Raw genomic sequence first — 11,894 nt, forward strand, 5'->3', positions numbered from 1 at the left:
GACGTCTCCGGGTATTATCGTTTTTCGATATATCACCCGAATGTGGCGTCTGGGTCAACTCTGTTCGGCGCCAGCTGGTTGTAAAGGGTCACCGCCAGACCGTGGCCGAGCCAGTAGAACGGCGCCATGATCAGGGTCGCGACGCTGGTGAGCCCGGCATAAAGACCTGCCGGCACGGCGGCGTCACCCGTTGGGCCCTGCCCGGCCGTGGTGAAGGAGAAGATCGTGTCGACGCCCATCAGGTGCAGGAAGCCGGATGCCAGCAGGGTCAGCACGATCCATGGTGCCAGCTGCAGCACCACCCAGAGCAGCGCGATGCGCGAGACATGGCCTGACGTCCACGACCAGCTGCGGAATATGGTCAGGCGCCGCTCCCCGACGGTCGCCGCACCGAACAGGAAAAGCCGCAGGCCGAGCCAGACAAGCCCGGCCGCAGCCACGAAGAGCAGGATGTAGAGCAGCACCGCGCCGCCTGAGTTCGACAGCGCCCGGATCGATTCCCAGACCGCTTCCGTGCTGCCCGCATTCTCGGAAGGGTCGTAGCCCGCCGTGCCGATCAGGATGCCGGCAAAGATAGAGAAGAAGAGCGTCAGCAGGAAGCCGACGATAAAGTACAGGCCGTAGACAGCGAGGCTCGCCAGGAACAGCCGTCCGGCATCGACAAAGACCGTCCGCACGCCGCTATCCGGCATCAGCTTGCGGTACATGTCCGCCGACCAGAAACAGCCGACGAAAATCGTGACCAGGCTGACGCACATCCACAGCAGCATGAAGGAGCTGCCATCGGCCGCCAGCCGGTTGAACCAGCTCTGCCCGCCCATGGCCGCCGCGAACAGCAGGAGGCCTGGCAAGGTCGGCAGCGCAATCGAGCGCGCATTCGTGAACGCATCGCGCATCAGGGCCGCGGGTTTTGGAAGCACAGCACTCATCCCGTTTTCCTAGCGCACCGCCCGCCTTCGCACACCCTCTCCCTGCACAAAAAGAAGGGGCGGAAGACCATGCTTCCGCCCCGTTCGATCATGTTGTGTGCCAGCGCGCTCAGTCGTCGCGGCGGGCGTCCGGCAGGCGGTCGTTGATGTCGTCACGAATGTCCAGAAGCGTCACGATCAGGCCGCAGACAAGGCTGGCCGATATCCAGCCGATCAGCGTCCCGACACCGATTTCCAGAGCCCGCGCCACTGGGCCTTCAAGGCCAAGCAGGTCGTACGCAGCCGCCCCTTGCTGGTAGATACCCATCAGGATGCCGGCGAGGATGATCGCAATGTACGCGACATAGACCATCGTGCGGAAGCTGTTGATAATAAAGAACTTCATTTGCGTCCCCTTTCCACATTGAGGGTAAGACCTCGCGCAGGACCATAGCGGCTCTTGCGCAAGCTGTCTTCAGTCAGATTCGCGCTTATTCGCCCATGCCGCAGGTCATCGCGGCCTGCATGGCAAAGGACATGAACTGGGTTTGCTGCTCGGGCGTCAGGTCGCCCATGATTTCCTCGGTCGCTTCCGAGCCGTCGCGCGCCGCATCGGCCAGCATCGAGAACAGCTTCCCGTCGAGATTTTTCTCGGCCGCATCGGCCATGCACTCACAGGTCGCCTGGTCGCTTGAACCGTCAGCGACACAAGCGTCGACAATGGCCTGCTTGTCGTTGCCGCCGCCACCACAGGCAGCGATGAACAGCAGCGAGGCCGGAGCAATATGAATGAGTTTCACGGCGATTTCCCTCTCAATTGATACCCCGGCAAGGTTTTCACGATTTTCCCGCGCTTGCCAGAAAAAAAGCGGTCATTCGCGCCGTAGCAGGCGATCCCATTGAAACCTGTTGCCCAGGCGCTTCATGAATTCAGCCTTCACGGCGGCGGGGTCATAGTCCTCGCGCACCCACTTCATGAAGGGCTTTGCGCTATCCGCCGTCTCTTCGAGATAGGTCGCGAAAAACGCGTCCAGCATGCCGGTCTTGCCGGATTTGACGTGCAGAAACCGGCCAGACAGCTGCTCGGCAGCCTTTGCGACCGGCATCTGCCGCCGGAAGATCATGTAGAGGGCGCTCATCAGTCCGGCCCGGTCAGCGCCTGACTTGCAGTGCATCAGCGCCGGATAGGCGATGTCCTCGAACAGGGCCTGCGCCGCCTCGATGGTCTCGACCTTGGGCGTATCGCGGGAGAAGACCTGGAAATCGACCAGCACGATACCGGCCGCTTCGCAGGCTTCCTTCTCAAGCAGGTAATAGCCCTTGGTGCTCTCACCGCGCAGATTGATGATGGTACGGATGCCGCGCTCGGCCGCATGTTCTGCCACCTGCCGCGGATTGGGCTGGTTGGAGCGCCACATTTCCGGGCTGATCTGGTGCAGGTTCTGGAAGCTCTCGCGCAGGAAGCCGTGATCGCCGAGCACCAGCTCGCGTTCGGCGCGCGCGCGCCCGGCCACCGTCGACAGGTCGGCGGCGATATGCGGGCGCTTCTTCTTGCGCTTTTTCTTCTTCTTTTCCGGCGTCTGTTCGCTCATCACTCCTGCCGCCTAGCCAAGCTGCCTGCTGCGGGCAAGCCGCAAGGTCATATGGGTCTTAAACGACCAGTAAGAAGACGGGCTTAACGTGACCGGGATTTCCTGACCCAGCATCAACAGGCCCAGCACACCCGAATGATCGCCTCCCTTGCCCGCCTCCTCGTCCCGGCCCTCGGCCTCATGGCAACCGCGCTGCCGGCCCTGTCGCAGGGGATCGACATCCAGCCCTCGTCGGTGGAGATCCCGGCCGAGCCGGGCGAGCGCTACCGCCAGATGCTGACGGTCACCAACCTGTCGGATGAGGTTTCCCGCGATCTCACCGTCGGGCTGGCGGACTGGACGCTCAGCCGCCATGGCGCGCTGGTCCTGTCGCCGGAGGGCACCGATGAGCGCTCAGCCACTGGCTGGACACGCATCACGCCCGCCTACCTGCCGCTGGCGCCCGGCCAGTCCGGCATAGTGATTGTCGACATCATCGTTCCGGCCAAACCCGCTGCGGCCGGCGACCACAAGCTCGCGCTGATGGCGTCCGAAGTCGCCCCGGGCGCCGATGGCCGGATGCAGAAGACCGAAGGTGCCAGCCTCTTCTATCTGACGCTCCAGCCGGCGGTGAGCGTACCGGAGGTCAGCGGCGTGCGTGTGGCGGGGACAGCCAGTGCGCCGCGGCTGGAGGTCGATCTGACCAATAGCGGCAATGCGCATGCGCGCCTTGAGGGCAAGATCCGCATTGAGGGCCGGGACGGCACAGGCCAGACCTATCCGGTCACGAACCTCGTCGTCCTCGACGCCAGCGACCGGACCTTTTCCATTCCGCTGGACGGGCCGCTTCCGCAAGACACGCGCGTGACCGTCACGCTCGACGATATTTCGGCGCCGCAGGCCAGGACCGGGGTTGCGCCGCTGCGCACCTATTCCGCCCCGCTCGACGCGCCGGCCGGTTAGCGGTAGCCGAGCCCTTCCAGCATGCAGACCGCCTCGTAAAGCGGCAGGCCGACAATGGCTGTGTAGGAGCCGTTGATGCGCCGGACAAACGGCGCCGCGCCACCCTGTATGGCATAGCCGCCCGCCTTGCCGACACCATCGCCAGCCGTGGCATAACGCTCGATTTCCGGCGGGGTCAGGCGTTTGAAGACGACCCGTGACGTCACGACCCGGACCGATTCACGCCCGTCCGGGGCGATCACGGCGATGCCGCTCAGTACCTGGTGGGCGCGCCCCGAGATCAGCTCCAGACAGGCACGGACCTCGTCACGACTGGCAGCCTTGGGAAGCATGCGCCGGCCAAGCGCGACGACCGTATCGCCAGCCAGCGTGTACTCACCGCTGCGATGCACCGCCTGCGCCTTTTCCAGCGCAAGCCTGTGGGCCAGCGCACGGGGCGTTTCGTCTTTTTGAGGGGATTCATCGATATCGGCGGGCCTGACGTCATCTGGACGAATGCCTGCCTGGGCAAGCAGATCAAGGCGCCGCGGTGACGCGCTCGCCAGGACAAGGGGCGCGCGCGGGTCTGTCATATTACTTGAAGCGGTAGGTGATCCGGCCCTTGGTCAGGTCGTAGGGCGTCATCTCAACGAGAACCTTGTCGCCCGTCAGGATGCGGATACGGTTCTTGCGCATCTTGCCGGCGGTATAGCCGATGATCTCATGGTCGTTTTCCAGCTTCACGCGAAAGGTCGCGTTCGGAAGCAGTTCCATGATGGTCCCGTTGAATTCGATAAGTTCTTCTTTTGCCATTGGCACTCCATGATTTGCCGCGGAATCGGTTCCGCACGCTTAATATGGTGCGGTTCGGTACTTTCGTCACCGTCTCGACGCAAGTCCTTTTGCACTGCCGTGCGCCTCAAGGGTGCACCAGACGGTAACGCTTTTCTGCCAGAAGGCGTGTGAATTGGACGTAACCGGAAGCCTTATATCCCATGCCCCTCGACATGCCGCGCGCCGACAAGCCGCCCGTCCAGGCCGGCTACCTCAACTTCATGCAGCTCTTCGACACCATGCCGACACCGTACATGGTGATGGATCGCCAGCTGCATATCGTCTACGCCAACAAGGCCTATCTCACCATGCTGGAGCGCACGCTGGACCAGATTTCGGGCCGGTACATATTCGATGCCTTCCCGGATACCCCGGAGCGTGTCGCCTCTGTGCAGGAAACCTTCCTGCAGACACTGGATGGCGTCACCACCCAGCTGGACCGGCAGGCTTTCCACTTCGAACATGCCGACGGAACGACCAGCACGCGATGCTGGCAGTGCACCCAGACGCCCTATTTCGACGGCACCGGCAACGTGGTCTACATCATCCAGCACGCCGAGGACGTCACCGAAGAGGAAAATCTCCAACGCCGGAATGAGGCGATCAGCCTCGAACTCGATCATCGCGTGAAGAACGTCTTTTCGGTTGTTCAGGCCGTGGCAGCCATGGCTGGCAAGAACGCTGGCAGCATCGATGAGTTTCGGGAAGATTTCGAAGCCCGCATCATGGCGATGAGCCGCACCCATAGCCTTTTGGCCCGGACCAACTGGTCGGGTCTTTCGCTCAAGGACATTCTCGAGGCGGGTGTCGAACAGTATGGCGGCTTCCAGCCAGGCCGGGCCCATTTCCACGGACGGGATGTGACGTTGAGCCCGCGTGCCTCGCAAATGGCCTCCCTGCTCGGCCACGAACTCGCGACCAATGCTGCCAAGTATGGCTGCTTCAGCCGGCCCGGCGGCCGGCTCGACGTAACGTTCTGGCCAGACCCGGCGCGAAAGCAGCTGAAGGTCGAATGGAAGGAGTCCGGCCTCAGTGGCGTTCGCCCGCCTGAACGATCCGGTTTTGGCACGCGGCTTGAGACCTTCATGAACAATGTCAGCATCGACCGCGACTATGAGGATGACGGTATCCGGGTGACGATCCAAGCCTACCTGCCGGACAGTCCCTGGGATATGATGGCGGATCAGCCGCCGGGGGCGCGGGCCTGACCGGCATGCAGCGCGCAGATCAGTGTGAACAGCCGGCGCGCGGTGTCGAAATCCACCTCGATCTTGCCTTCGAGGCGTTCAGCCAGCAGCGATGAGCCTTCATTGTGAATCCCGCGGCGCGCCATGTCGATCGCTTCGATCTGGTGCGGGGTCTGCGTCTTGATCGCTGAATAGTAACTCTCGCAGATCATGAAATAGTCGCGGATAATTCCCCTGAAAGGCGAAATCGAGAGGATGAAGGCGTGGACCTTATCGCCGCTTTCCCGGCGGATGTCGAAGACCAGCTTGCGCTCGACCATGGACAGGTGGAGCACATAGGGCCCGCCATCATCATCGATTATGCCGAAAGTGTTTTCCTCGATGAGGTCGAAAATGGCGACGCGCCGCTCATGCTCGGCATCGGGCCCGCTGGAGGACAGCGTCTCCTCGTCAATCTCGACCGCAATGAGGCGTTTGTCAGCCATGGCCTCCGCCGGAATTGGTGCGAATGGAAACCGACCGCGCATGCGCCGGCAGCCCTTCCGCTTCTGCCAGCCGGAGGGCAGCGGGTGCAAGCGCGTTGAATCCATCGGCGCTCGCCCGCTGGATGCTCATCCGCTTCATGAAGTCGGCAAGACCAAGGCCGGAGCTGAACCGTGCCGCCCGGCTGGTCGGCAGGACGTGGTTGGACCCGGTCACATAGTCGCCGAGGGCTTCAGGCGTATGGTGGCCGAGGAACACCGCACCGGCATGCCGGATCTGCGGCAGCAGAAGGTCGGGATCCTCGACGGCAAGCTCCAGGTGCTCGGCGGCGATGGTGTTGGCGATGTCGGCGGCCTGGTCAAGCGACCCGGCCAGGATGATCGCGCCATGGCTTTCCCAGGCCTGACGGGCGCGGGCCTCTGTGGACAAAGATTTCAACTGTTTTTCCACAGCCTCTTCCACAGCCTTGCCCACATCCTTGTTCACAGTAATCAGGATCGACTGCGAGGAGGTGTCGTGCTCGGACTGGCTGAGCAGGTCGGCGGCGATCCAGTCGGGGTTGGCGCTTTCGTCGGCCACCACGAGAATCTCCGATGGTCCGGCGATGGTATCGATACCAACCGTCCCGAAAACCTGGCGCTTGGCCTCGGCGACATAGGCATTGCCGGGGCCGACAATCTTGTCGACCGGCGTAAGGTGTCCAGCCCCGAAAGCGAGGGCGGCGATGGCCTGGGCGCCGCCGATCGGATAAAATTCATCCACACCCGCCTTGAGGGCGGCATAGGCAACCGCCGGGGCGAGCTGGCCGCCCGGCGCGGGCGCGGTCATCACGACGCGGTCCACACCGGCAATCTTGGCTGGAACCGTGTTCATCAGCACCGAGCTCGGATAGGAGGCAAGCCCGCCCGGCACATAGACGCCGACGCTGTCCAGCGACGTCCATTTCCAGCCAAGCTCGACGCCTGACGCGTCCTTGAAGATGTGGTCCACCGGGCGCTGCTTCTCATGATAGGCGGCGATCCGCTCGGCCGCGAAGTCGATGGCCTCGCGCAGGTCGGCCGGACAGCCCGCCGCCAGCGCTGCCAGGTCGACATTGTCCGACTGCAGCGTCACCGGGTCGAGGGTCAGCCGGTCGAATTTAGAAGTGTATCGCGCAACCGCCTCGCCGCCATTCTTGCGCACATCTGCGATGACATCGCGCACCGTCCCGGCGACATCGCCGGCTTCGCCGCGCGGTTCATCCAGGAAGGCTGCAAAGGTTTCCTTGAAGCTGCCTTGCGTCGCATCGATCCAGCGGACCATCAGCGCTTTCTCCGTTCGTGGCTCGGCGTATGGCGGGTCGTCCACTCATACTCACTGTCAAGCAGGGTCACGTCGAGCGCCTCGACCTCGAGGGCCAGTTCACCGTCGCCTGCAAACACGATACGGACTATCCCGCCCGGCGGTTCATCGGCCGGGTCGAATTCAATGGCGAGCAGCGAATAGACCATGTCGGGATCGGCCTTGGAAATGCCGAGCGACTTCACCGACAGCACGCCATCAAAGGCCAGCAGCGAGCGCACGCGCGCGCCCGGCTCCTTCTTGCGGCGCTTGCCACTCGTCTCTTCCCAGCGGAACCGGTTCAGCTCGATCGAGAAGCGGTGGCGCCGGGCTTCGTATTTCAGGTGCTCGGCCTTGGTGACCGCATCCTGGATGGCAGCGGAAATCACCGTCAGGTCGTCCTTGTCCTCGGCGATTAGCCTCAGCGGCTTCATGTCAGCCATGTCTGGCGCCCCTATTCCTCACTGTCGCTGACACGCCGGATATCGGCCCCGACAGCGCTCAGTTTTTCTTCCAGCCGTTCAAAGCCCCGGTCCAGGTGGTAGATCCGGTTGACCTCGGTCTCACCTTGGGCAGCGAGCGCGGCGATGACAAGGGAAACCGACGCGCGAAGGTCAGTCGCCATCACCGGTGCTCCTTTCAGGGTCTCCACACCCTTCACAATCGCCTCATGACCGCGCACGGCGATGTTCGCCCCGAGCCGCGAAAGCTCCGGCGCGTGCATGAACCGGTTCTCGAAAATGTTCTCCCGGATCACCGACGTGCCATTGGCGAGCGTCATCAGCGCCATGAACTGCGCCTGCAGGTCGGTCGGGAAACCCGGATGCGGCGCGGTGTCGACGCTGACAGCATTGAGTGTCGACCCATTGCGCACAATCCGCATCGTGCTGGCCTGCTTGTCGGTTTCCACGGAGACACCGGCATCGCGCAGGGCCCCTGTCAGGGCACTCAGCGCGCTCACGGGCGCATTGGTCAGCGTCACGTCGCCGCCGGCTGCGGCGACGGCCATGGCATAGGTGCCGGCTTCGATCCGGTCTGGCATGACGGCATGCGTGGTGCCGTGCAGCTTCTCGACGCCCTGAATCGTTACGGTTGCCGTGCCGCCCCCGCTGATTTTCGCGCCCATCGCATTGAGACAGTCCGCAAGGTCGGCGATTTCCGGCTCACGCGCGGCATTCTCAAGCACCGTCTCACCCTCGGCGAGTGTCGCGGCGAGCATGGCATGCTCGGTCGCACCGACGGAGACGAAGGGGAAGACGATATGCGCGCCCTTCAGCCCGCGAATCGCAGCGGCCTTCACATAGCCTTCCTCGACGACCAGGTCGGCGCCCATGGCCTCGAAGGCCTTCAGGTGCAGGTCGACGGGCCGGGCCCCGATCGCGCAGCCGCCAGGCAGCGAGACCGTGGCATGGCCGTAGCGCGCCAGGAGCGGGCCGAGCACGTTGAAGCTCGCCCGCATTTTGCGCACCTGCTCATAAGGCGCGATGGTCGAGGTCAGCGATTCTGCATTCATCCGGCAGGTCGAATCGCCCTTCGGCCAGTAGACCTCGACCCCGAGTGTCTGCAGCAGCTGCGAAAGGAATCGCGTGTCTGCCAGCTGCGGCACATTGGTGAGGGTGAGCGGCTCAGGCGTCAGCAGCGCCGCCGCCATCAGCTTCAGCGCGGAATTCTTCGCTCCCGAAATCGGGATCGTGCCGGAAAGCGGTTTGCCGCCAGTGATCTTCAATCTGTCCATGGCGGCTCCTTATAGTGGTCTTGTCGGCATGGAAAAGGCGGGAATGCGGCGCGCCTGCCCAAACCCTGAACAGAGCCTTTATGTGTCCGTCCCGGCACCCTTTTCGCCCGGTTTGCGGGATTCGTCTTCCCGCCCGCGCCGGGCGGCCTGTTTGCGGCGTTTGAGATTGTCGCGAAGGGCCGCCTTCAGACGGGCATCGCGGCTGGCGGCGCTGTCTTTGTCAGTCATTTGTTCAGTGAACCTTCCGAAACGGTCTTTTCATCATTCCCCGCATAAGCTAAGGGCCTCCCTCACCCGCTTCAAATGCCGCGGTAGCTCAGTGGTAGAGCGCGTCATTGGTAATGACGAGGTCGGGAGTTCAATCCTCCCCCGCGGCACCATTCCTTCTGCTGAAGTGAAGTCAGGCGTTTCAGTCATTTTTCCTCCTTTTACATTGTTGATTTGGTTGAATAATTTGAACGGCGCTGTCGTTTCAGGGAGTTCAATGCCGCCCTTTTTCGAGTAACGCAGATGACTCGAAAAGGTGAGCCTCAGCACTAAGCGGCGAAGCTCTAAAACCCCTGAATCCCATAGAGTTTTTGGCGCTGAGACGTATTTCAGGGAGAGTTCAATCAAACTCTCCAAAGGCATTTGCGGCCTGGCGGTTCGAGCGGCTTTTTCGAGCAAGACGAGCTTGCGCTTTTCAGCTTCGGCGATCTTGTCTTCATAGGCTTGGATCACGCGGGGATTCGTCGCCTCAATAATTCTGTCGACCAGCTCGCCAATCTGCGTCTCGCAAGTTTCAGCTTCACGCCTGAATCCGTCTGCCCGCTCCTCAGCACGCGCAAGGCGCTGGTTCCAACAATCGGTCAGCATGGCAGTCGCCACTTGGACCAGTGCCCGTGCAGGCTCAAGCTGACCCAACAGGTTAGCAAACTCACCCTCTAGCTTGTCGCGGGAGATGGTTTTGGAGCACTGCTCGCAATCGCGGTTCACACAAAAATAGTATGGGTATTTTTTGTACTTGCCTTTGCACCAGCCGCCCGTGAGATTGTAACCACAGCACGCACATTTAAGCGCTCCGCGAAGCGCAAAGTCCTCACGTGTATCAATGCGGGTCGGTGCGTAGACGCCTTCTTTGAGTTTGTGCTGGATGCGCTCATAGGTAGCCACAGAGATCAGGCCTTCATGCTGGCCCTCGCGAAGCGTCACACCCCATTTCTTTGAAGAGACCAGCCCGGCATAGACCTCTTTGCCCAAGAAGCGCACAACGCTTTGCGGGCGGATCGAGCCGTTAGGCTTGTCCTTCGGAAACTCAGGCTGTGCTTCCAGCCAGCGGAGCACTTCGGTCTGAGAGGCGAACCGATTGCTCGCAAACCCTTCAAGCGCTTCGGCACAGATCGAGGCCAAAGGCTCATCACGCACCAGGACTTTGCCGCCGCCTTTTGCGGGCACGTATTTCATGCCGATAGGCGCATGAAAAACCCAAAAGCCCTTTTCAAGCCGAGCCTTCATTTTCTGGACGACCTGACGGCTGTTTTGCTCACGCTCTAACTGCCCCTGCGCGGCAATGATCGTCTCGATGAACTTCCCTTCGGGGCTTTCCTCGAATTTGAAATTCAGAGATTCAACGGTAGCGCCGCGCGATGACAATTCCTGACGCAGAGCAATATGCGCCGCTGTATCCCGTGCAAGCCGTTTGAGGTCATCGAAGATGACGACATAGTTCTTGTCCTTTTGCGCATCGAGATATGTCAGAAGCGCCACCATGCCGGGGCGCTTCAAATAATCTCCGCCCCCTGTGATGGAGTCGGGAAAGACCGCCTCAACGTCATAGCCTTTTTGTGCAGCATACTGACGGCACCGATGCTCCTGAGAGTTCAGCCCATCACCGTCTGAGGCCTGCTTTAGCGAGGATATTCGGCAATAGATGATAGCTGATTTTGTGACTGTCCTTTGCGAGCTCATGCCTCGACTCCTTCCTGCGCCGCATCGCGCACAGGGCCTGCAGCATTTTCAAAGCGTTCAATGAAATTGTGATGAGAAGAGTATACATGATCCCGCACAGCCTGGGCTGATGGATCGGCCAATTCTTGCGGTTTTCCACAAGGCGGATTTTCAATGGAAAAGCCCAGATCAACGAAACTGGCCATGATCGCATGGAGCGCTCTGAGCAGATCAAGTTTTTGGTCGTCTGGGATATCCGTATCTTCGAGAAGCGGCATATAGGCTTCAAGATCGAATTGTACGGTGTTCGTTATGGTGCGCTCATTGCCCTCTATCGGCGTGGCGGCGGCGCGGTCCGCTGGTGGGTGTGTGGTCCTGGTTTCCTCCATGACTCGGTGTCCTTTTTCAATCAGGGTGTATCAATCATTTTCGTCCTTTCCTCTTCTTGCGTTGCGCTTCGGCAGGATCGCCAAAGGCAATAAGAACAAAAAGTGAACATACGTTCATTTGCGCTTTTTGGCAAGAAGAATCTGCTTGGCTTTAGGCCCGCGATTTAGCGGGCCGCTCTATCTCGCGGTTTTGTGCGGCGGGTGCCACGGGCAGGCTTGCGCTCGTCTTTGAATCGCTCCCGCTGAATCTCATCACGGCGTTTATCATCGTCGTGCCAGTCTTCGGATAGCTCTTGCTGATTATCCTCGCGCTGCGCATTGCGCTCTTGGGCGTGTTTGCGCTGTCGGGCGAGGATCTTGTAATGGGTCTCGCGCGCAAGCTCGCTGACGCGCAGAAGGTCTTTCGAGCCTAGCGTGGAGGTCTCTTGTGGGTTGCCATCTTCATCACGGTATAGCTTCGTAATTTTGGTATTGAAAAGCGGGCCATACTCACCCTCGCTTCGCCATGTCGCGCTTCTCAAATTGCCGTCGCGCAAAACGAGCTCAGGGGCGTTGTCTTTGTTCCGGCCTGGCGGGGCGTCTGTCATGGGCAGTCTCCT

General features: G+C 61.2%; 15 protein-coding genes, 1 tRNA gene and 1 pseudogene. 3 read left to right on the forward strand and 14 right to left on the reverse strand.

Translation table 11 applies throughout. The annotated features are described in order from the left end of the window. Positions 1–32 precede the first annotated feature (32 nt). The 4 genes from D1223_RS13600 to D1223_RS13615 all read right to left on the reverse strand — a co-directional run bounded on the left by D1223_RS13600 (position 33) and on the right by D1223_RS13615 (position 2,500). On the reverse strand, positions 33–929 hold the full coding sequence (locus tag D1223_RS13600) for a hypothetical protein (RefSeq protein WP_119376953.1): 897 nt from the start codon (positions 927–929) through the stop codon (positions 33–35). Between the two features lie 109 nt (positions 930–1,038). Continuing rightward, on the reverse strand, positions 1,039–1,314 hold the full coding sequence (locus tag D1223_RS13605; RefSeq protein WP_119376954.1) for a hypothetical protein: 276 nt from the start codon (positions 1,312–1,314) through the stop codon (positions 1,039–1,041). 85 nt (positions 1,315–1,399) lie between these two features. Continuing rightward, positions 1,400–1,708, reverse strand: a complete 309-nt coding sequence (locus tag D1223_RS13610) for a hypothetical protein (RefSeq protein WP_119376955.1) — start codon at positions 1,706–1,708, stop codon at positions 1,400–1,402. Between the two features lie 72 nt (positions 1,709–1,780). Continuing rightward, positions 1,781–2,500: a fused DSP-PTPase phosphatase/NAD kinase-like protein gene (locus tag D1223_RS13615; RefSeq protein WP_119376956.1), complete on the reverse strand. Its 720-nt coding sequence runs from the start codon at positions 2,498–2,500 to the stop codon at positions 1,781–1,783. A 135-nt stretch (positions 2,501–2,635) separates the two neighbouring features. Between D1223_RS13615 and D1223_RS13620 the strand changes: the two genes are divergently transcribed. Continuing rightward, positions 2,636–3,442: a hypothetical protein gene (locus D1223_RS13620; protein WP_119376957.1), complete on the forward strand. Its 807-nt coding sequence runs from the start codon at positions 2,636–2,638 to the stop codon at positions 3,440–3,442. On the opposite strand, the gene D1223_RS13625 is transcribed toward D1223_RS13620, so the two are convergent. Together D1223_RS13625 and infA are read right to left on the reverse strand one after the other, a co-directional pair. Beyond that, positions 3,439–4,014 (reverse strand): Maf family protein, encoded by a 576-nt coding sequence (locus D1223_RS13625; RefSeq protein ID WP_119376958.1) that lies wholly within the window; start codon positions 4,012–4,014, stop codon positions 3,439–3,441. The genes D1223_RS13620 and D1223_RS13625 overlap by 4 nt on opposite strands. A gap of 1 nt (position 4,015) precedes the next feature. Next, positions 4,016–4,234, reverse strand: a complete 219-nt coding sequence (gene infA, locus D1223_RS13630) for a translation initiation factor IF-1 (protein WP_084394245.1) — start codon at positions 4,232–4,234, stop codon at positions 4,016–4,018. Positions 4,235–4,416: 182 nt separating this feature from the next. On the opposite strand from infA, the gene D1223_RS13635 reads away from it, so the two are divergent. Then, positions 4,417–5,463 carry an HWE histidine kinase domain-containing protein gene (locus D1223_RS13635; RefSeq protein WP_119376959.1) on the forward strand — a complete coding sequence of 349 codons (1,047 nt, stop codon included), beginning with the start codon at positions 4,417–4,419 and terminating at the stop codon, positions 5,461–5,463. Here D1223_RS13635 and D1223_RS13640 read toward each other — a convergent pair. The 5 genes from D1223_RS13640 to D1223_RS18945 all read right to left on the reverse strand — a co-directional run bounded on the left by D1223_RS13640 (position 5,439) and on the right by D1223_RS18945 (position 9,208). Then, the gene (locus D1223_RS13640; protein ID WP_119376960.1) at positions 5,439–5,927 is read right to left on the reverse strand and encodes a UPF0262 family protein; all 489 of its coding nucleotides are present in this window, start codon (positions 5,925–5,927) and stop codon (positions 5,439–5,441) included. The genes D1223_RS13635 and D1223_RS13640 overlap by 25 nt on opposite strands. After that, positions 5,920–7,227 (reverse strand): histidinol dehydrogenase, encoded by a 1,308-nt coding sequence (hisD, locus tag D1223_RS13645; RefSeq protein ID WP_119376961.1) that lies wholly within the window; start codon positions 7,225–7,227, stop codon positions 5,920–5,922. The genes D1223_RS13640 and hisD overlap by 8 nt, the downstream gene beginning before the upstream one ends. Next, complete coding sequence (locus tag D1223_RS13650; protein WP_119376962.1) at positions 7,227–7,688, reverse strand: DUF2948 family protein; 462 nt, start codon at positions 7,686–7,688, stop codon at positions 7,227–7,229. The genes hisD and D1223_RS13650 overlap by 1 nt, the downstream gene beginning before the upstream one ends. An 11-nt stretch (positions 7,689–7,699) precedes the next feature. After that, positions 7,700–8,980, reverse strand: a complete 1,281-nt coding sequence (gene murA / locus D1223_RS13655; protein ID WP_119376963.1) for a UDP-N-acetylglucosamine 1-carboxyvinyltransferase — start codon at positions 8,978–8,980, stop codon at positions 7,700–7,702. Positions 8,981–9,058: 78 nt separating this feature from the next. Beyond that, the gene (locus D1223_RS18945; RefSeq protein ID WP_199288216.1) at positions 9,059–9,208 is read right to left on the reverse strand and encodes a hypothetical protein; all 150 of its coding nucleotides are present in this window, start codon (positions 9,206–9,208) and stop codon (positions 9,059–9,061) included. Positions 9,209–9,285: 77 nt separating this feature from the next. On the opposite strand from D1223_RS18945, the gene D1223_RS13660 reads away from it, so the two are divergent. Next, positions 9,286–9,360: transfer RNA gene (locus D1223_RS13660), tRNA-Thr, on the forward strand. Between the two features lie 538 nt (positions 9,361–9,898). Here D1223_RS13660 and D1223_RS19290 read toward each other — a convergent pair. From D1223_RS19290 to D1223_RS13685, 3 genes and pseudogenes are all read right to left on the reverse strand, one after another. Beyond that, a pseudogene (locus tag D1223_RS19290) lies at positions 9,899–10,927 on the reverse strand (recombinase family protein); the annotation flags it as partial. Continuing rightward, positions 10,924–11,295: a hypothetical protein gene (locus tag D1223_RS13680; RefSeq protein WP_119376966.1), complete on the reverse strand. Its 372-nt coding sequence runs from the start codon at positions 11,293–11,295 to the stop codon at positions 10,924–10,926. The gene D1223_RS13680 and the pseudogene D1223_RS19290, both read right to left, overlap by 4 nt. Positions 11,296–11,459: 164 nt before the next feature. Then, complete coding sequence (locus tag D1223_RS13685; RefSeq protein WP_119376967.1) at positions 11,460–11,882, reverse strand: hypothetical protein; 423 nt, start codon at positions 11,880–11,882, stop codon at positions 11,460–11,462. Positions 11,883–11,894 lie beyond the last annotated feature (12 nt).

The organism is Henriciella mobilis, assembly GCF_003576285.1.
Taxonomy (GTDB): domain Bacteria; phylum Pseudomonadota; class Alphaproteobacteria; order Caulobacterales; family Hyphomonadaceae; genus Henriciella; species Henriciella mobilis.

What these genes read in the sequence shown, in the direction of transcription:
- D1223_RS13620 (WP_119376957.1), top strand. Translation starts at nt 2,636, where the DNA reads ATGATCGCCTCCCTTGCCCGCCTCCTCGTCCCGGCCCTCGGCCTCATG.
- D1223_RS13680 (WP_119376966.1), bottom strand. Translation starts at nt 11,295, where the DNA reads ATGGAGGAAACCAGGACCACACACCCACCAGCGGACCGCGCCGCCGCC.
- D1223_RS13615 (WP_119376956.1), bottom strand. Translation starts at nt 2,500, where the DNA reads ATGAGCGAACAGACGCCGGAAAAGAAGAAGAAAAAGCGCAAGAAGAAG.
- infA (WP_084394245.1), bottom strand. Translation starts at nt 4,234, where the DNA reads ATGGCAAAAGAAGAACTTATCGAATTCAACGGGACCATCATGGAACTG.
- D1223_RS13625 (WP_119376958.1), bottom strand. Translation starts at nt 4,014, where the DNA reads ATGACAGACCCGCGCGCGCCCCTTGTCCTGGCGAGCGCGTCACCGCGG.
- D1223_RS13650 (WP_119376962.1), bottom strand. Translation starts at nt 7,688, where the DNA reads ATGGCTGACATGAAGCCGCTGAGGCTAATCGCCGAGGACAAGGACGAC.
- murA (WP_119376963.1), bottom strand. Translation starts at nt 8,980, where the DNA reads ATGGACAGATTGAAGATCACTGGCGGCAAACCGCTTTCCGGCACGATC.
- D1223_RS13685 (WP_119376967.1), bottom strand. Translation starts at nt 11,882, where the DNA reads ATGACAGACGCCCCGCCAGGCCGGAACAAAGACAACGCCCCTGAGCTC.
- D1223_RS13600 (WP_119376953.1), bottom strand. Translation starts at nt 929, where the DNA reads ATGAGTGCTGTGCTTCCAAAACCCGCGGCCCTGATGCGCGATGCGTTC.
- D1223_RS13605 (WP_119376954.1), bottom strand. Translation starts at nt 1,314, where the DNA reads ATGAAGTTCTTTATTATCAACAGCTTCCGCACGATGGTCTATGTCGCG.
- hisD (WP_119376961.1), bottom strand. Translation starts at nt 7,227, where the DNA reads ATGGTCCGCTGGATCGATGCGACGCAAGGCAGCTTCAAGGAAACCTTT.
- D1223_RS18945 (WP_199288216.1), bottom strand. Translation starts at nt 9,208, where the DNA reads ATGACTGACAAAGACAGCGCCGCCAGCCGCGATGCCCGTCTGAAGGCG.
- D1223_RS13640 (WP_119376960.1), bottom strand. Translation starts at nt 5,927, where the DNA reads ATGGCTGACAAACGCCTCATTGCGGTCGAGATTGACGAGGAGACGCTG.
- D1223_RS13635 (WP_119376959.1), top strand. Translation starts at nt 4,417, where the DNA reads ATGCCCCTCGACATGCCGCGCGCCGACAAGCCGCCCGTCCAGGCCGGC.